11 protein-coding genes are annotated in these 19,676 nt (G+C 37.7%); 7 read left to right on the top strand and 4 right to left on the bottom strand.

Annotation, left to right across the window (positions count from 1 at the left end):
- Position 1 precedes the first annotated feature (1 nt).
- From QGN23_RS08645 to QGN23_RS08630, 4 genes are read right to left on the bottom strand one after another with little or no spacing between them, the layout of a single operon-like run.
- The gene (locus QGN23_RS08645) at positions 2–1,228 is read right to left on the bottom strand and encodes an ABC transporter ATP-binding protein (protein ID WP_282903928.1); all 1,227 of its coding nucleotides are present in this window, start codon (positions 1,226–1,228) and stop codon (positions 2–4) included.
- Positions 1,229–1,284: 56 nt separating this feature from the next.
- Entirely contained in the window at positions 1,285–2,133 is an 849-nt protein-coding gene (locus tag QGN23_RS08640; RefSeq protein WP_282903927.1) for an ABC transporter permease, read from the bottom strand.
- A 36-nt stretch (positions 2,134–2,169) separates the two neighbouring features.
- The gene (locus QGN23_RS08635) at positions 2,170–3,147 is read right to left on the bottom strand and encodes a hypothetical protein (protein WP_282903926.1); all 978 of its coding nucleotides are present in this window, start codon (positions 3,145–3,147) and stop codon (positions 2,170–2,172) included.
- Between the two features lie 30 nt (positions 3,148–3,177).
- Complete coding sequence (locus tag QGN23_RS08630; RefSeq protein ID WP_282903925.1) at positions 3,178–4,488, bottom strand: UDP-glucose dehydrogenase family protein; 1,311 nt, start codon at positions 4,486–4,488, stop codon at positions 3,178–3,180.
- Between the two features lie 188 nt (positions 4,489–4,676).
- Here QGN23_RS08630 and rimP point away from each other — a divergent pair, with 188 nt between their 5' ends.
- The 7 genes from rimP (at position 4,677) to QGN23_RS08595 (ending at position 19,528) form a co-directional block, all read left to right on the top strand.
- Positions 4,677–5,144, top strand: a complete 468-nt coding sequence (rimP, locus tag QGN23_RS08625; protein WP_282903924.1) for a ribosome assembly cofactor RimP — start codon at positions 4,677–4,679, stop codon at positions 5,142–5,144.
- A gap of 108 nt (positions 5,145–5,252) precedes the next feature.
- Positions 5,253–6,500, top strand: coding sequence for a transcription termination factor NusA (nusA, locus tag QGN23_RS08620; RefSeq protein WP_282903923.1), 1,248 nt, complete (start codon positions 5,253–5,255; stop codon positions 6,498–6,500).
- A 75-nt stretch (positions 6,501–6,575) separates the two neighbouring features.
- On the top strand, positions 6,576–9,449 hold the full coding sequence (gene infB / locus QGN23_RS08615; RefSeq protein ID WP_282903922.1) for a translation initiation factor IF-2: 2,874 nt from the start codon (positions 6,576–6,578) through the stop codon (positions 9,447–9,449).
- A gap of 818 nt (positions 9,450–10,267) precedes the next feature.
- A complete protein-coding gene (locus QGN23_RS08610; protein ID WP_282903921.1) occupies positions 10,268–13,147 on the top strand; it encodes a SusC/RagA family TonB-linked outer membrane protein in 2,880 nt (959 codons plus the stop codon).
- 47 nt (positions 13,148–13,194) lie between these two features.
- On the top strand, positions 13,195–14,733 hold the full coding sequence (locus QGN23_RS08605) for a RagB/SusD family nutrient uptake outer membrane protein (RefSeq protein ID WP_317622299.1): 1,539 nt from the start codon (positions 13,195–13,197) through the stop codon (positions 14,731–14,733).
- Between the two features lie 307 nt (positions 14,734–15,040).
- The gene (locus QGN23_RS08600; protein ID WP_282903919.1) at positions 15,041–17,971 is read left to right on the top strand and encodes a SusC/RagA family TonB-linked outer membrane protein; all 2,931 of its coding nucleotides are present in this window, start codon (positions 15,041–15,043) and stop codon (positions 17,969–17,971) included.
- A 9-nt stretch (positions 17,972–17,980) separates the two neighbouring features.
- Complete coding sequence (locus QGN23_RS08595; RefSeq protein ID WP_282903918.1) at positions 17,981–19,528, top strand: RagB/SusD family nutrient uptake outer membrane protein; 1,548 nt, start codon at positions 17,981–17,983, stop codon at positions 19,526–19,528.
- The last annotated feature ends 148 nt before the right edge of the window (positions 19,529–19,676 follow it).

Raw genomic sequence — 19,676 nt, 5'->3', positions numbered from 1 at the left:
TTTATTCCCAGTTATATCTTCCGAAAACAGACCCATAATCATATTCACCATGTTTTGATAAATAAGAATCCGGATCGGTGACTACAAATTTACAAACATCTTCCGCCACATCGAGCTGAGCAATTTTCGGCTGGTTAATAAATGCGTGAATGGAGTATTTTCCTCTCACTAAAGTATTCGGTTCAATTGTTAGGGTCATTAAATCAGTTACAGATTCCCGTTCACAGGAGAATACTCTTCGTTTTCTGGAGTCCAGTATCGTAACGAAAAAACTGCAGTTAGGTACATTTTCATTAATGCCGATCTGGAATTTAAAATGGATGGGTTCATTGTAAAGATACTGTTTGCTTACCGCTCCATTGTCCTTCGTTACCAGAATTTCTTTAATGAACATTTTCTTGCCCGAATTGTTTTTATTATTCAGATAGATAACGTCATCATTGTCAGCATTAAGGTAAGTAGTCACTGTTTCTCTTATATTGCCTTTGTATTCAACCAAACCTTGATTAAGCAATATGCCGGTTTTGCAGATTTGAGAAACCGCGTTGAGGTCATGGCTTACAAACAAAACCGTTCGGCCTTCTCCTTTGCTCACATCGCCCATTTTTCCCAAACATTTCTTCTGGAATTCTGCGTCACCAACTGCAAGTACTTCATCTACAATTAAAATCTCAGATTCCAAATGTGCGGCAACGGCAAACGCCAAACGGACATACATTCCGGATGAATATCTTTTTACGGGCGTGTCGATATATCTTTCAACGCCGGAGAAATCTACGATCTCATCGAATTTACGTTTGATCTCTTTTGTCGTCATTCCCAGGATTGCACCATTTAGATAAATGTTTTCTCGGCCCGTCATTTCCGGGTGAAATCCTGTGCCGACTTCTAATAAAGAAGCAATTCTTCCGTTGGTGAAAATTTTCCCTGTCGTCGGTTTGGTGACTTTACTTAACAACTTTAATAATGTTGATTTTCCTGCGCCGTTCCTACCGATAATCCCCACAGCGTCGCCTTGTTCGATTTCAAAATTAATATCCCGCAAAGACCAAACATAGTCGCTTTCTCCTTTGGAAGCTCGGTCATTGGCTTCTCCGATCTTTAGATAGGGATTTTCTTTTCCCCGGATCTGATGCCAGAAACGGTTGAGGTCATGGGATAACGTTCCCGTTCCCACTTGTCCGAGCCGGTATTGTTTTGATATGTTTTCTGCCTTTAGTGCGAGCATTTCTTTTAATTTAATTTTTATTCAACAGGGCTCTTTAAACTTTTACCTTGGTTCTTTTAAACCGTATCCATAAAACTTTTTTCGACTTTATTAAAGACAACTGTTCCGATTGCCAGTAAAATAAAAATAATAACAGTACTGATGACCAGCATCCACGCGGAGAAATCGCCTACGCCTAACCAGGCATATTTGAAACATTCAAAAATCCCCGAAAGCGGATTGTAATAAGCGATTGTTCTCAATTTTTCAGGAAGAGCCGAAAGTGGATAAATTACAGGAGTCACGTACATAAACAGACTTACGCCAAAACTCAATAACATCTGTACATCCCGGTATTTGGTGGTCAAAGAAGAAAAAATCATTCCCATTCCCAATGCAAATGCAGCCATTAGTATAATTAAAAGCGGCGTTGCTAAAATCCAGATATTCGGGTGAACTTCCCCTTTAAAATAAAAATATAAAAATGCAGCGATAAAAAGTAACATCTGCACCCCAAAACGCATGAGGTTTGAAATCACAATCGATAGAGGCATCACCAGTCTGGGAAAATACACTTTGCCGAATATTGCGGCGTTGCCGGTAAATACAGTAGAAGTTCCCGTTAAACATGCTGAAAAATAGTTCCAAAGGGTGACTCCCGCCAGATAGAATAAAATTTTGGGAGCGCCATCGGTAGAAAGATTGGCAATGTTTCCAAAAACCACTAAGTAAACAATCGTGGTAAATACAGGATTGATGAAAAACCAAACAGGTCCTAAAACCGTTTGCTTAAAACTTGAGATGAAATCCCTTTTCACAAACATATACACCAAATCTTTGTACCGCCAAACTTCCGCAAGCTTCAGGTCGAATAAAGAGTGGCTGGATTCAATAGTTTCCGTCCATTGCTGTTGATTTTCGCTCATTTGTGTTTGATAAGTTTTTATCAAAAATAAGATAAATTAATGAATTGTAGCAAGTTCTGTCCTGCTTAGTAATAAAGAGGTTATCAAAAGTGGAATATATAAGCGAATTTCATATAATATTCCCGTGTAGAAACACAATAGTAAGTACGGAAAAGAAAGCAGGTGGAATAAAAGAATCAGCTTTACCGCTTTTTGATCTTTGGCCAGTAATATGGGAAGTGTAAAAAACACCAGCCAAAATAATAATCCTAAAATGTTTTTAGGCTGCGTTAAATTCTGAACGAATAAATTTCCATCATTCGTACTGAAATTGTCACTCATCAATCGGAGTCCGAAATACACGCCGATAAATGCAGTTCCCAAAACTGCAACTGGTAAAAAGGTTTCTTTTCTCATCCCAAATTTTGAATATAATAAGGTGGCGGCCAACGAAAGGGATAAGGCTGAAGATTCCCTGTTAAAAGTGGAGATAATGATGATCGCAATTAAAAGGATCAGTTTTGAAACGGATTGTTTTTCTAAATATTGAATTAAGAAATAAAAGAAAAGCAATATAAAAAAGTAACTCGAAATATCGTACGGAACCACCACGAATTGCGATAGCGCAATGCTGAATATCGCCACCGCAGTGATGAGGATTCTTTCAGAATTGGTCGCTATAAAGTTTTTCGATTCGGTAATTAAAGTTAATATAATTGCTGATAAGATAATGAAGAAAGTATTGAGAAGGTAAAAAGACAGATACATTTGTGGTTCAGAATCGGCGCTCAGAAATTTTAACTTGAATATTTTATAATCAATATTTAAAGTTGATAAAAAATCATAAATCCAAACTAAAAAATATCCGCTTAAAATCCTGTACTGGTAAATTCCGGAATGAAACTGTTCCTGAAAACTCTGGTAAGTAAAAATTTTGGAAGAGTAGATATTCGCGAATCCAAAATACACAAAACTGTTAACTGTGAAAGCCAACAGAACTGCAAATATAATTTTTGAAAGTAAATTTAATTTCAAATTGGATTGCTTTTTGTTTTTTTAAAAACTTTATCTTAAAGTTTTTCTACCGATAGATTTGTAGAAAAACCCTTTATCTTCCACCTGTTCCAGCGCAAACATATTCCGTCCGTCGAAGATCGCTTTATTTTTCATCTTCTGCGCCATCAGTTCGAAATTGGGGTTTTTGAACTCACTCCATTCTGTAGCGATCAAAAGACAGTCTGCGCCTTCCAGAGCAGAGTACATATCTTTAGCATAAGAAATTTGATCTCCAAGAATCTGGCGTACATTATCTTCGGCAATAGAATCGTAAGCGGTGATTTCGGCACCTTTTTCCAGAAGAATTTTGATGTTGTCTAAAGAAGATGCTTCCCGGATATCGTCGGTATTTGCTTTAAAAGCCAGCCCCCAAAGCGCGATTTTTTTTCCTTTTATATTTCCTTTAAAATACTTTTCAATTTCGGAAGCCAGAATTATTTTTTGATTCTGATTCACTGCTTCCGTCGCTTCTAAAATCTGGAAATCAAAGCCTTCCTGCTTTCCGGATTTAATCAGTGCTTTCACATCTTTCGGAAAACAACTTCCGCCATAACCGATTCCCGGAAAAAGAAACCGATGGCCGATCCGGTCATCAGAACCCATTCCTAAACGGACTTTGTCGACATCGGCACCTACTTTTTCGCAATAGTTGGCGATTTCATTCATGAAAGTAATCTTTACGGCCAGAAAAGAATTCGCGGCATATTTGGTTAGTTCCGAAGATTTCTCATCCATAAAAATAATAGGAATTCCGGTATTGGTAAACGGCTGATAAATTTTCGCCATCACTTCCTGAGCCTTCTCAGATTCACTTCCTACGATCACGCGCGCAGGATTCATAGAGTCTTCTACGGCAAATCCTTCCCGTAGAAATTCCGGATTAGAAACCACATCGAATGGTATTTTTGTTTTAGCAGCAATAGTTTCGCGAACTTTATCCGCAGTTCCCACCGGAACGGTCGATTTATTCACGATTACTTTGTAGTCCGTCATCATTTCACCAATTTGGTTGGCTACAGAAATCACATAAGAAAGATCGGCAGAACCGTCTTCTCCCGGTGGAGTCGGTAAAGCGAGATAAATGACTTTGCTTTTATCTAGGGCTTCTTTAATGTCGGTGGTAAAAAATAATCGTTGTGCCTGAATATTTCTAAGGAACATTTCTTCGAGACCCGGCTCATAAATAGGAACGGTTCCCTGTTTCATGCGCTCTACTTTTTTGGCATCGATATCCACACAGTAAACCGTGTTTCCCAATTCTGCCAGAGTAGTTCCGGTAACCAGGCCTACATAACCTGTTCCAACGATCGTAATATTCACAATGCAAGTTTTTTTATTGCTGCAAATATAAGAATTAATCGTTTCTCTGGTGTTTATTGCGCTTTCAATAAAATGTAATTATTTTGATATTTTATTTAAAATGTGTATATTTGCAAAAGATTTACGGAAATTATAATGAAAAGGCCTTCGGAAGAGAGCCTTTTTTCGTAAGAGTATTTTAGAAAAATATGGAGTTTAAAGCGCAAATAGGACAACTATTAAACGATTTTTTAGCAGAAAGAGAAGATCTTTTTCTGATTGATATCAAATTTTCTGTGGCCGATCATATTCGGGTAATCTTAGACGGTGATCATGGAGTTACGCTTCAGGACTGTCTAGATGCAAGTCGTGCGATTGAATTTAATATGGATCGTGATGAGCATGATTTTTCTATGGAAGTAATGAGCGCGGGATTAAGTGAACCACTTAATATGCCAAGGCAGTACCGTAAAAACATTGGCAGGTCTCTGGAGTTGTTAATGAATGATTCTTCGGAAATTGAAGGTGAGTTAACGAAAGTGGAGGAAGATAAAATTACCTTGGTTCTAAAATACCGAAAACCAAAAGAAATAGGAAAGGGAAAAGTAGATGTAGTTGAAGAAAGAGAGATCCCTTATTCCGATATCAAAAAAGCACTTGTTGCGATAAAGTTCTAAAAACAAAAGAGTGATAATTTAATAATTAGGCACTCTTTTATGATAAATTGAATTAAATTTAAAGGGTAAAAAACTTTACATTTCAAACCTTAAACAAAACATAGATAAATGGACGGTTTAGCATTGATTGAAGCATTTGGCGATTTCAAAGAAGACAAAAACATCAGCAAGATTGATCTGATGGCGATTATCGAAGACTCATTGAAAACTTTACTGAGAAAAAGATTCGACTCTGATGATCATTTTGATGTCATTGTAAATCCAGATAAAGGAGATTTTCAGATATTTTTAAATAAAACGATTGTAGCAGACGAAATGTCTGAAGATGATGATCTGGAAATAGAAATCTCAGAAGCAAAAAAAATAGATCCAACTTTTGACGTCGGTGAAGATTTTACCGTAGAAATTCCTATCGAACAATTAGGAAGAAGAAGTATTCTTACGCTGAAACAAATTTTAGCGACCAAACTTCAGGAACATAACAATGCGGTTTTATACGATCAGTTTAGAGATAAAATCGGTGAAATCGTAATTGGTGAAGTACACCATATTCGTCACAAACATGTAATTTTGTTAGATGATGAAGAAAATGAATTCATTTTGCCAAAAGAAAATCAAATCCCTTCGGACTTCTTTAAAAAAGGAGAAAGCGTTCGTGCGATTGTAGAAAGTGTTGATTTTAAAGGTTCAAAACCACAGATTATCGTATCCAGAACGGCACCAAGATTTTTGGAGAAATTACTGGAAATGGAAATTCCGGAAATTCAGGATGGTACCATTATTTTGAAGAAAGTAGTTCGTATTCCTGGTGAGAAAGCCAAAATCGCGGTAGATGCTTACGATGACAGAATCGACCCGGTGGGAGCTTGTGTTGGAGTAAAAGGCTCTAGAATTCACGGCGTTGTCAGAGAGTTGAAAAACGAAAACATCGATGTGATTCAATGGTCAAAAAACCCTGAGATCATGGTGAAAAGAGCCTTAGGAAATATTACCATTAATAAAATTGAGATCAACGAAGAAACGAATTATGCGTTGGTTTACACACCGGTTGAAGAAATTTCGAGAGTGATCGGTAAGCAAGGACAAAACATCAGATTAGCTTCCTGGTTAAGCGGTTACGACATTGATGTGTACCGGGAAACAAGTGAAGATGATGATGTTGAATTAAGAGAGTTCGCAGGATCCGGCGAAGGAGATATCGAACAGTGGATTATCGACGAGTTCCGGAAAGTAGGTTTGAATACCGCAAAAAGTGTTCTGGATAAAGAAACCGACGCGTTGGTTAATTTAACAGATTTAGAAGAAGAAACCATTGCGGAAGTAAAACGCATCCTGAAAGAAGAGTTAGAAGACTAAAAAATTCTAAATACTGTATCTAAAGTTAAAATAGGTTAACTTTGCCAAAAATTAAAATAAAAGTATAAAGTATACATGCCAAAAATTAGATTAAATAAAGCGGTTAAGGAATTTAATATTTCGATGACGAGACTTGTAGAATTTCTACATGCCAAAGGAATCGAGGTAGAAAGTAACCCGAACGCTCAATTGGAAGAATCGGCATATTCTGCATTAGAAGCTGAGTTCCGCAAAGACGGGGAACAAAGAAAAGCTTCTCATGAGGTGGTGATCGCTAAAGTTCCGGAAGAAAAACTGGAAATTGAGCCATCACAACCTGAGGTAATAAGAGCCAAAGCAAGTCTTAGACCTGAAACCCGAATTTTAGGTAAAATAGACTTAGATCAAAAGAAATCCGAAGTGAAGAAAGAGCAGCCAGCTCCACCTGCGGAAGAGCCAAAACCTGTGGTTGAAAAAGCACCTGTTTCTGAAAAAGCACCTGTTTCTGAAAAACAGGAATTTAAGGTTTTGGATAAAATTGATTTGTCGAAAATTGAAGGCCATAAGCCAAGATCGTCCAAGAACGATCAATCCAAAAAACCGGAGACCATCGCGGAAAAAGCACCTGTAGAAAAAGTACAGGAAGCACCCGCTGTGCCTACAGTGGTAGAAACTCCAGCGCCGCCAGCCGTAGAAATTCCGAAACCGGAAGCGGTGACACCGCCTGAATCCGATAAAATAGAAACAGTTTATAAAAAGTTGGAAGGGGTGAAAATCCTGAAACAAACTGTTGATTTATCACAGTTTAATAAACCAAAACCTTCAGCAAATTCAGCAGCGGCCAAAAAGAAAAGAAAGCGTATTGAAAAGCCGAATCCTACGGGCGGGGCAACTCAACAGGGAACGCAAGGAAATCGACCTCCTGGTCAAGGACAAGGCAACCGCCCTCCTGGTCAAGGTGGAAATCGTCCGCCTGGTCAAGGTGGAGGCAACCGTCCTGGATATCAAGGTGGTGGTGCCAACAGAGGCCCTGTAAGAAGAGGCCCTGTAATGCCGGTCGAACTGACTGACGAGCAAGTTAAAAATCAAATTAAGGAAACTTTAGAAAAACTGACCAGCAAGGCAGGGAAAAATAAAGGAGCCAAATATAGAAAAGAGAAAAGAGTTTATAGAAGAGAACAGGATGAGCGTCAGGATGAAATCGATGCTGCAGACAGAACTCTGAAAATAACTGAATTTATTACGGTAGGTGAATTGGCTTCATTAATGAATGTGAGTCCGACGGAAGTAATTTCAGCTTGTTTCTCTCTAGGAGTAATGGTAACAATGAATCAGCGTTTAGAAGCAGACACTTTATTGCTTGTTGCTGATGAATTCGGATACACCATTGAATTCTCTGATGCTGATGTAGAAGAATCTGCATTGGAAGAAGATACCGATACTGCGGAAGATCTAATAACTAGAGCTCCAATCGTTACCGTAATGGGACACGTAGATCACGGTAAAACTTCATTACTTGATTATATTAGAAAAACAAATGTAATCGCTGGTGAATCTGGTGGAATTACACAGCATATTGGTGCTTACAATGTGAAACTGGAGAACGGTCAGAGAATTACATTCTTGGATACGCCAGGTCACGAGGCATTTACCGCGATGAGAGCGAGAGGGGCGCAAGTCACCGATATTGCAATCATTGTAATCGCAGCAGATGATGATGTGATGCCACAAACGAAAGAAGCAATTTCTCACGCACAAGCGGCGGGAGTTCCTATGATTATTGCGATCAATAAAGTGGATAAACCGAACTCTAACCCAGACAATATCCGCCAGCAACTTTCTGCAATGAATGTTTTGGTAGAAGAATGGGGTGGTAATGTTCAATCGCAAGAGGTATCTGCCAAGTTTGGTAACAATATGGACGCTCTTTTAGAGAAAGTATTATTGCAGGCTGAATTATTAGAATTAAAAGCCAACCCAAATAAAAATGCAAGTGGTGTCGTAATCGAGGCTTCTTTGGATAAAGGGAGAGGATATATTTCTACGATTCTAGTACAGGCTGGAACATTGAAAGTAGGTGATTATGTACTTGCAGGAAAAAATCACGGTAAAGTAAAAGCGTTGCTTGATGAAAGAGGGAAACCGATGGAAGAAGCAGGACCTTCAATGCCGGTTACGGTATTGGGATTAGATGGCGCACCAACTGCCGGAGATCGTTTCCGGGTGTTTGCAGATGAAAGAGAAGCGAAAACAATTGCGACCAAAAGAGAGCAGTTGCAGCGTGAGCAATCCGTTAGAACCAAGAAACACGTAACGTTAGACGAATTAGGAAGACGTATCGCGTTAGGAGACTTCAAAGAATTGAACATTATCCTTAAAGGTGACGTGGATGGTTCTGTAGAAGCACTTTCGGATCAACTTCAAAGTTTATCTACCGAGGAAATCAGTGTGAAAATTATTCACCAGGGAGTTGGACAGATTACTGAATCAGATGTCTTGTTAGCAGCAGCTTCAGATGCAATTATGATCGGCTTTAATGTTAGAGCAGGTGTTAATGCAAAAGAGTTGGCTGACAAAGAAGAAATCGAAATCAGAACCTACTCAATTATCTACAAAGCCATTGACGAGGTAAAAGAAGCAATGGAAGGAATGCTTTCGCCAGAAATTAAAGAACAGGTAATCGGTAACGTAGAAATCCGTGAAGTGTTCAAAATTTCGAAAGTAGGATCTATTGCAGGATGTATGGTTCTTACCGGAAAAGTAACCCGAAATTCGAAAATTCGATTGTTGCGCGATGGTATCGTAAAATTCGATGGAGAACTGGAAAGTTTGAAACGTTTCAAAGACGATGTAAAAGAAGTAACCAAAGGCTACGAATGTGGTCTGAATATTAAAGGCTACAATGATATTGAAGTTGGCGATATTCTGGAAGTTTACGAAGAAATTTCCGTAAAGAAAAAATTAAAGTAATTCTTTAAATATAATTAAAACCTGCTAGTTTAGCAGGTTTTTTTGTTTTTATGAAGATGTTTTACAGATCGTAAAGAAACTTTTAAAGCCCCAAACTATCTTTTAATAATCTCAGCTCTTTTTATTTACCTTAGGTAATTTTAAACGGTGCATTTACTCAGAAAAAGGATTGCTATGACATGTCATAAATTTTTACATCAGCATTTATGTATTAACTTGTACAGTTATTTCAGGACGGGTAAATCAAAACGTTGCTTGATGGATGCTTGATGGATGCTTGATGGATGCTTCATGGATAGTTCATGAGGAGTTCATGAGAACGATGCTAAAAAACTAAGGTAAAAAGTTAGCTTTTCAACTCTTCAAAAGAATCCTCTGAGTATTTAAAGTGCTGTATTTTACTATTTTATTTTTTTCGAAGGATCCCTATTCCAATATATATACTGTTCTTAAAAGGTGCATAATATTCAGCTTCTCTGATAATTATTATTTTCAATTTATCATTGATGTCTTATTATTGGTGTGAAATTCAAATTAAAACCTAAGTATTTTATTCTTTTTTACAATAAAATCACATTATTGATGGTTAATTATTTAGAATCAATATAGATTAGCGTTTAGTGCAGTGTTTTTGAACTGCTAAAAATTAATATTTTTTAGTTAAAATCCAATATAAGTTGCGTTATCTGTTGCTTATTTATTAAAATGATGTTTTATAGGTTGTTGATTTCAGTTATTGTGATAAAATTTATAAATTGGTGTTGCTGGCGTTAAATTTTATTAACATATTTGTCAATTAAATATTAAAATATGTTAATATGAATGTGAAATTAAGAATTTTGACCGCAGGTGTTTTGTTTTTTACAGGACAGGCGTTAGTGGCACAGCAGGACTCAACTAAAACTCAAAATATTGAGGAGGTTGTTGTAGTCGGCTATGGGACCCAAAAGAAAGCAGATGTAACTTCCTCCATTACAACTGTGAAAGGAAGTGATATCGCCAATTTGAATACTCCTACGTTCGAAGCGCAATTAGCGGGTAGGGCATCTGGCGTACAGGTGGTAAGTAGCTCAGGTGATATTGGTAGAGCGCCAACAGTACGTATTCGAGGGGTGAATACGATATCGTCAGGTACATCGCCATTATATGTTGTCGATGGAGTTCCTATTTTTGCCGGCAATACCGGTGGCGGCAATACTTACACCAATGCCTTGGCGGACATTAATCCGGCTGATATTGAGTCAATGACCGTGCTGAAAGATGGCGCAGCAACTGCAATTTATGGCTCTCGTGCCGCTAATGGAGTTGTCCTGATTACTACGAAAAAAGGGAAAAACGGAAAATTTACGGTATCGTATAATAACATGTTCAGTGTAGCAAGTGTAGTAAAGAAATTGGATCTATTGGAGACTCCTGACTTCTTGACAATTTCTAATGAAAAAGCAAAAGCAGCTGGAACAGTATGGGCTAAAGGCAGCGATTATAATACTGATTGGCAAAAAGCGGTGCTTAGAACAGGTACGCAAACTGATCATTTCTTGTCGATGACAGGTGGGCTCGGAAAGGGTAACTATTACGCTTCTCTAGGATATACAAAGCAGGAAGGGGTGATTATCCCAAATGCAATGGAGAGAATTTCACTGAGAATGAACGCCGATCAAAAGGTTACAGATTGGTTTAAACTCAGTACCAATTTTGCCTACTCGGAAACATCTTATAAAGGATTGAATAATGGATATAATTCAATTTCCGGAGCAATGTTCAGTGCAGTTCGACAATTGCCTAATACACCGATATATGATGCCAAAAAACCTACTGGTTATAATATCTATACGCAAGGCACCGTAAGCAGAGTTGGTCAGTGGGATAACTTAATCCCAATTACCAGTGATCTTACAAACATCGCCTATGTGGTGAATAATAATAAATACACTTCTGATCTTTCCCGATTTATTGGGAGTATAGCGGGAGATGTGAAAATTACTGACTGGTTAGATTACAAACTGCAAGTAAGTAAAGACCGTTCTGTCACTACAGGGTTTCTTTATTGGAACAGGGTTCACGGTGACGGTTTTTCAAGAGGAGGGTATATCGATAATAATTACCTGAACCTTGATCGGTGGAATATTCAAAATATCCTGAATTTTAACAAAACATTTGGATCACATAACTTAAATGTCGTATTGGTTAATGAATACCAAAAACAGAAAACAAACAGTTTTTTTGCTGATGGCCAGGGATTGTCCTCTGATTTCTTTGGTGATGTAGGGGTGATTTCCGGTTCATATGCAACTCAATATTCTGGCGGAGGTGCCACAGAAAATGGTCTAATTTCCTATGCTGCAAGATTAAGCTATAGTTTCGCGAATAAATACTTTGTTCAGGGAACAATTAGAAGAGATGGTTTGTCTTCTTTGCCAACGGCGAATAAATGGGGTAATTTCCCAGGAGTTTCCCTCGGGTGGACGGTTTCAAATGAAGGTTTTATGAAGGATCTTAACACGCTTTCTGAATTGAAACTGAGAGCATCTTATGGAAAAGTGGGAAATACCGATATCGGAAATTATCCATATTTAGGGTTGTATAATAGTTTTAAATATGCTGATTATAATGGTATTGGCTACTCGCAGGCAGGGAACGATCAGCTTAAATGGGAAACAAATACCAAGAAAAACTTAGGTGCAGACTTTGGATTATTGAAAAACAGAATTACTTTTAGTGCTGATTATTTTGTTAACGAGAATGACGGGTTAATTCTTGCAGTGCCATTATCTCCTTCTTTGGGGGTTCCAGGCAATTCTGTCAATAAAAATATTGGAAGTATGGAGAATCGTGGTTTCGAATTTTCCGCAAACGCTGATATCTTAAAAAATGAAAATCTGAAATGGAGTATTGGAGGTAATTTGACCTTAATGAATAATAAAGTTACAGGTTTGGTGGATGGTAAGGATATCATCCAATCCCAAAACGGCGAAACTGCTTATCTTATCAGAGAAGGAGAATCATTAAGATCCCTTTATGGATATAAATATTGGGGAGTGAATGCGGCTAACGGTAATCCGGTGTATTATAAAGCTGATGGTTCTTTGGTGCAGGCGAACATTGCCAATCAGGGCTATTATTTATTTGATCCTACCAATCCGGGTAATCTGGGGGCGGCTTCTTCATTGACAAATGATGATAGACAAATATTAGGGAATACACTTCCAACCTATTTTGGTTCTGTGAATACGGCATTACAATATAAGAGATTTGACTTTAGTGTAATGGCGAGATTTAGTGGAGGAAATAATATTTTTAATGTTACAAGAAGAGAATTGCTCAATCAGGACTTTTATAACAACGGATCTGAAATCTTAGGAAGATGGCAAAGTGCCAGCAATCCTGGAGATGGTTGGACTCCGAAATTACATGGGGGTAGAGGAAATTTCATTAATTTAAATGGGCAGGCTACTTCTAGATTTGTGGAGAAGGGTGACTTCGTGAAAATTGATAACATTACCCTCGGTTATTCCTTAGATCCTGCGATGCTGTCCAGTATTAATCTAACTAAGTTTAGGATTTATGGGGTTGTGCAGAATGCAATAATGTTTACCAATTATAAAGGGATTGATCCTGAGATGGAAAATCTGGGAATGGATTATAATGCAGTACCAAGACAAAGAACAATTTCCTTCGGAATTAATGCAACTTTCTAAAAATTATTAATATGAATATCAAAAATATCAAAACAAAAAAGTATTTTTTGTCACTGGCAGTTGCTGCGTTCACGCTCACCGGCTGTAACAGGGAGAATATTATGGAACTTGCACCTCATAATCAAATTAGTGAAGAGGTGGCTTTCAGCTCCAAAGAAAATATCATCCTCTCGGTGAATGGGATGTATCAGGCAGCGGCAATCGGGCAGTATAATAACGCAAATCCATCATCCGCGGGTAGGGGTTATCCTTTTGGTGCCGCTTATTTTCAGCAAAATGACATGCGGGGCGAAGATATGGTGAATACAGCTTCTTTCTATGCGATAACTTATACCGGGACTTGGGATCCTTCGGGCGCACTAAATACCGTTTACTACTGGGTAGATACTTACCGATTGGTTAATAGGGCTAACCTTGTGATTGAAGGTGTTACCAAGGCTATCCAGAATGGAGTTATCCCGGAAGCAGAAGGAAATGATTATATCGGACAAGCTTTGTTTTTTAGAGCATTCAGTCATTACGAATTGCTTAACTTCTTTGCCCGGCCGTATAAACATACGGCAGATGCATCGCATCTTGGAGTTCCTTATAGGTTGAAAGCAAGTAACTCTCTACCCACTATTGAAGAGAATGCGAGCCTTCCAAGAGGAACTGTAGCCGCGAATTACACGCAGCTTTTAGCAGATTTAGATAAGGCAGAAACTTTGATGACTTCTAAGGCTGCAAGATCTGCTAAAAATGCCATTGTATACGCAACGAAAGAGGCGGCCATTGCATTAAAAACCAGGGTGTATTTAAGCAAAGCAGATTATCCGAAAGTTATTGTAGAGGCGAATAAGCTAGACGGTCTTTATACATTAACAGCCGATCCAAACACTCCGTTTGCGAACAACTATGGGAATTCCGAAAGTATTTTTTCTCTAGAAAATTCTGCAACTAATAATCCAGATGTTAATGGTGCTTTGGCTTCTATGTATAATGGTAGAAGTTTAATAGCAATTAGTCCTGTCATCTGGAATCAACCTACCTGGTTAGCGACAGATAAGAGAAGATCTGCAACTATGGTTAGAAATGCAGCTGGTGTACTATTTACTGCTAAATATAAAGATACCGGTACGCTTACAGATGCTTCACCGCTTCTAAGATATTCAGAAGTTCTTTTGAACAAAGCAGAGGCTAAGGCAAGAATTGGAGATGCTTCTTATTTAGTAGACTTAAATACAGTAAGAAACAGATCCTTAGCTTCTCCTTCTACGGAACAATATACCTCTTTCGCAAATTTGACAGCCGGTATTAATGCAATCTTGATGGAGAGAAGGATTGAGTTTTTAGCAGAAGGTCTTCGCTGGAATACTATTCACAGATTACAGCAAGATAATCTGACTCCTACCTCTGGAATTCCTGCGAAATATAGAAATGGGCAGAATCCAACTGCAGCAGATTATATAATAGGAGTTCCATATGTTTATAAATCTACTGATGTGCCTGCGATTCCTTATAGTGATCATAGGTATGTATGGCCAATCCCAACCTTGGAAACAAGTGCTAATCCGGTTTTGGCTGCACAGCAAAATCCAGGTTATTAATTAAAGTCAGATTTTGATAAGAATATCAAATGTATTTTTTCAAAGAGAACCGCCAGCAATGGCGGTTTTTTGTTTATAATTATTCTAAATAATGTTTTTTTAAAATATTACATTATTAAAAAAGCAAGGTTGCAGGGATTGAAAATTATTTAAAGCGTGTGATTTTTGAATAATTAATACATAATATGTTTTTTAACGTTAAAATATTCATGTAAACAAACAGTATTATAGTAAAAAATGAAATTCAGTATTGTTTATGTTAAAACTAGTTAACATATTTGCAGCTTAAATATTAAAATGTGTTAATATGAATGTGAGATTAAGAATTTTGACCGCAGGTGTTTTGTTTTTTACAGGACAAGCGGTAATGGCACAAAAAGATTCAACTAAAACTCAGAATATTGAGGAGGTTGTAGTTGTGGCATATGGTACCCAGAAAAAATCTACTTTAACAGGGGCAAACGTACAGGTTGGGGCGAAAAAAATTGAAGATCGGCCAATTTCAAATGTTCTTCAAGCTTTAGATGGAGCAGGAGCCGGTATTCAAATTGCTGCTGGTTCAGGGCAGCCAGGTGATGGGCCCACTATAAGGATTAGAGGAGCAGGCTCTTATTTAGCCTCAAACGAACCTTTAATTGTGGTGGATGGGATCCCTTTTCCAGGGAATTTAAACTCTATTAACCCGAATGATATTGAAAGTCTCAATGTATTGAAAGATGCAGCATCTACTTCACTTTATGGTTCTTCTGCAGCGAATGGGGTGATTTTGGTAACGACTAAAAAAGGTAAAAAGAATTCGTCCAGAATTACTCTAAATACCAGTACGGGAATTATCAGCAGATTTGTGCCAGAATATGATCGTGTGGGGCCATCTGATTATTATACTTTAGCTTGGGAGTCTATGAGGAATGGTAGATTTACAGCGAGACCGCAGGATGGTTTGGCCGCTGCCAATACCTATGCTTCTGCCAACTTAATCGCGGGAAATCTTAAAACAAATGTTTATAATGTTCCTGATGCTCAATTAGTGGTAAATGGAGTGTTTAATCCAAATGCTCAGTTGAAATATAATGATTTCGATTGGGGTAAAGCTCTTATGGGAGTAGGAATCAGACAAGAACATAATGTGGCTTTTTCTGGAGGAACCGATAACAGTACTTTCTATAGCTCTCTAAATTATTTGAAAGAGGAGGGGTATGTAATCAAGTCAGATTTCGAAAGAATTGGACTTCGTTTAAATGCAGACTCGCAAGTAAAATCATGGTTGAAAATAGGAACGAGCTTAAATGGTACGATAACAAGCGGATCTAACGCGGTAGATGGTGTTAATAATAATGCTGCTTTCATTAATCCATACAGATGGACCAGAACAATGGGGCCGATTTATAGTCCATACCAACATGATCCAGTAACTGGTGAAAGGTTATATGATGCATCTGGAAACGTATTATATGATGCGGGAGGAATGAGAGGGGCAGATGCTGCTTCCGGGAGAAATGTCGTATGGGAAACTTTATTAAATGACAATACCACCAATGCTTACAATTTGCAGTCTAACGTTTTTGCGGAATTTAAACTTCTTCCGGAATTGACTTTCAGAACAAATGCAGCTTATAACTTCAGAGGCACACTGAATAAAACTTATGCCAATATTTTTATCGGAGACGCGATTGGGGTAGGTTCTGCGGGTAGAACTGCTTATTTTAGAAGAGATTTTACTTGGAATCAAGTTTTAACTTATAGCAAAACATTCGGTGATCATAGCCTTACAGCGCTTGCTGGTCACGAAAACATAGAATATAAATATGATTATTTATACGGTTATAAAAGAAATCAGGTAGTACAAGGAATTTTTGATTTATCAAACTTTGTAGATAATACCTCAATCGAATCATCTTTCCCAAGAAGAAGTAAGGAAGGTTGGTTTGGTAGACTAAATTATGATTATAAAGAAAAATACCTATTAGAAGGTTCGATTAGATGGGATGGTTCATCTAGATTTGCATCAGATGTTAGGTGGCAGTCTTTCTGGTCAGCGGGTGCTGGTTGGGTGATTTCAAAAGAGAATTTCTTGAGTAATGTGAAAGCTATTAATTTCTTAAAGCTAAGAGGATCATATGGTGAAGTTGGTAATGATGCTTTGGATGCGAATATTGCTTACAAAAGTTTATTTACTTTAGGAATTAACAATGGAAATGAGCCAGGGGTTCTATTAACGAGAGTTGCTGATGAGTTGATTAGCTGGGAGACTAAAGCACAGTCAGATGTGGCTCTAGAGTTTGAACTTCTTAATAGAAGAGTGAGAGGAACGGTTGAATATTACAGCTCTGAAACAAAAGATGTCCTTTTCCCAACCAAATTACCATTTAGCGCGGGAGTTCCGGATAATGAAATTGAAACCAATATTGGTAACATGACTAACAAAGGTTATGAGATTTCACTTTCTGCTGATGTAATAAAAAACAAGAATGTACGATGGACAGTGGATGCTACTTTTAATAGTTACAAAAACGTAGTAAATAAGTTATCTCAGGAGTCATTTATTTCAGGAACGAAAAAAATTATGGCTGGAAAAGATTTGTATGCTTTCTGGTTAAGAACTTGGGCAGGAGTTGATCCAACAGATGGTCAGGGATTATTCTTATTAGATCAGGAAAAATTCGATGCCAATGCTGCAGATGTAAGAACAGTAGATGGAAAACTTGTTACTACTAACCAAAATAAAGCACTCTACGAATATCAAGGTTCCGCAATTCCTGATTTTTATGGAAACGTATCCACTACTCTAAGTGTAAAAAACTGGGAATTGTCAGCAGCATTTAACTATCAGTCTGGAGGGAAGATTTATGATACCAATTATGCTAACTTAATGACTGCCTACCCGCAAGGTGGCGCTCTTCACGCAGATATCTTAGACCGATGGACTACACCTGGTCAAATTACAAATGTGCCAGTGCTGAACTCATCACTCACTACAGGTCCGGGCGCTGCCTCTTCCAGATGGCTGATTGATGCAAGTTATGTTATGTTAAGAAATGCGACTTTAGGATATAACTTTAACAAGGATGTTGTGAAATCAGTTGGTATTAACAGTTTAAAACTGTTCGTTAGTGGTGAAAATCTTTGGATGAGTAGTAAGAGAGAAGGATTAGAGCCTTACCAATCTTTCAATGGTACAACATCTAATAGATACTCTCCTTCCAGAATTATTACTTTTGGTCTAAGTACAACTTTTTAAAATTAAAAAATGAAATTTTTCAATAAAAAAACAATATTTTTCACCGCGGCTTCTGTCGTTTTAAGCATGGTTTCATCATGCGACAGAGATTATTTGGAAACAAGTCCGACGGATGCGGTGAGTCAAGAAGGGGCAACTCAAAGCGTTGCTAACCTGAAAACAATCATCAATGGAATGCATAGAAATATGTATTACAGACAAAACAGCAGTCAGGGGCAAAATGGTGCTACCGGTATCATGATGTACATGGAGGTAATGGGTGAGGATTTAATTTTCCCTGCTACCGGTCCTAACTGGTATATCAGCACACTAAGATGGCAGGATAATGCCAATGCAAACTCTGGCAATTTATTCTATCCTTATGATTTTTATTATGGACAGATCAGAACTGCAAACATTGTTTTGAAGGCAACACCTGTGGTAGTTGGAGATCAGGCTGACAAGGATAAGTTGATGGGTGAGGCTTATGCATTCCGTGCAATGTCTTACTATATGCTTACTCAGATTTATGGTAAAAGATATGTGCCAGGAGGTGCTAATACTCAATTGGGGGTGCCTTTAAGATTAGACGACGGTTATGACCCGATTCCAAGATCGACCGTGGAAGAGAATTACACCTCAATCAATAATGATTTAATAAAAGCATTTACGTTGCTAAATGGTAAGAGTAGATCAGATAAATCGCATTTTAATGCCAATGTAGTTAAAGGATTGATGGCAAGAGTAGCTTTAACTCAAGGGAAATATGCGGAAGCTGCGACTTATGCGAAAGATGCACGAGCAGGTTTTGCTTTGATGGATAATGCTACTTATAAATCAGGATTTAATAACTATAACGTCTCTGAGTGGATTTGGGGTTACAAACCTCTTGATTCTACGTCTGATTATTTTGGAAACTTCATGGGATATATGTCTAGAAACTACAATTCTTCACAAATTCGTCAAGCTCCAAAAGTAGTAAACAACCTGCTGTTTAATAAATTTGCAGCAACAGATGTTAGAACTCAGGTAATTGATCCAACAGGGAAACACTTAAGTCTTTTTTGGGAGGAGAAAAATGGTGTTCAAGTGATAAAGGATGCATTTAAAGCTTACACATTAGTTCCTTACACATCTCAGAAATTTTTATCTGTGAATGCATCTGGATCTGTTGATTATAGCGTGAGTTTAGGTGATATTCCATTCATGAGAGCTGCAGAAATGTACTTGATTGAAGCAGAAGCTTTGGCTAGAGATAATAAAGAGGCACAATCCAAAATTGTTTTTAACGAATTCGAGAAAAATAGAAATCCATCTTATGTTGGCGCTACAACAACCGGTCAGGCTTATATCGATGAGATTCTTAATAGCAGAAGACTGGAACTTTGGGGTGAAGGGTTTAGATTCTTAGATCTCAAAAGATTGAACTTGCCGTTAGACAGAACTGGCACCAATCAGGTCTCTGTTGTAACAAACAACTTGTTGACTGTTCCGGCAGGAGATAAAAGATGGACTTGGTTGATCCCACAAGGAGAAATTGATGCTTCTAAAGGATTGGTTAAGCAGAATGATTTATAAAAGCTAATCTGAAAGATGCAGTAAATCATCAATAAAATTTTTACAACAAAGAAACCGTCATTTATGGCGGTTTCTTTGTTTGTAAGTATTCTAAATAATATTTTTTTTGAAATATTACATTATTAAAAAGGTAAGGCTGCAGGGGTTA

Origin of the sequence: Chryseobacterium gotjawalense, assembly GCF_030012525.1 — a bacterium.
Taxonomy (GTDB): domain Bacteria; phylum Bacteroidota; class Bacteroidia; order Flavobacteriales; family Weeksellaceae; genus Kaistella; species Kaistella gotjawalense.
The sequence above is the reverse complement of the archived record's forward strand: the minus strand, read 5'-3'. Positions and strand labels throughout refer to the sequence as shown.

Bases quoted from the DNA above. Each gene is read 5' to 3' on its own strand.
- QGN23_RS08645 (WP_282903928.1), bottom strand. From the start codon at position 1,228: ATGCTCGCACTAAAGGCAGAAAACATATCAAAACAATACCGGCTCGGA.
- QGN23_RS08640 (WP_282903927.1), bottom strand. From the start codon at position 2,133: ATGAGCGAAAATCAACAGCAATGGACGGAAACTATTGAATCCAGCCAC.
- rimP (WP_282903924.1), top strand. From the start codon at position 4,677: ATGGAGTTTAAAGCGCAAATAGGACAACTATTAAACGATTTTTTAGCA.
- nusA (WP_282903923.1), top strand. From the start codon at position 5,253: ATGGACGGTTTAGCATTGATTGAAGCATTTGGCGATTTCAAAGAAGAC.
- infB (WP_282903922.1), top strand. From the start codon at position 6,576: ATGCCAAAAATTAGATTAAATAAAGCGGTTAAGGAATTTAATATTTCG.
- QGN23_RS08610 (WP_282903921.1), top strand. From the start codon at position 10,268: ATGAATGTGAAATTAAGAATTTTGACCGCAGGTGTTTTGTTTTTTACA.
- QGN23_RS08600 (WP_282903919.1), top strand. From the start codon at position 15,041: ATGAATGTGAGATTAAGAATTTTGACCGCAGGTGTTTTGTTTTTTACA.
- QGN23_RS08595 (WP_282903918.1), top strand. From the start codon at position 17,981: ATGAAATTTTTCAATAAAAAAACAATATTTTTCACCGCGGCTTCTGTC.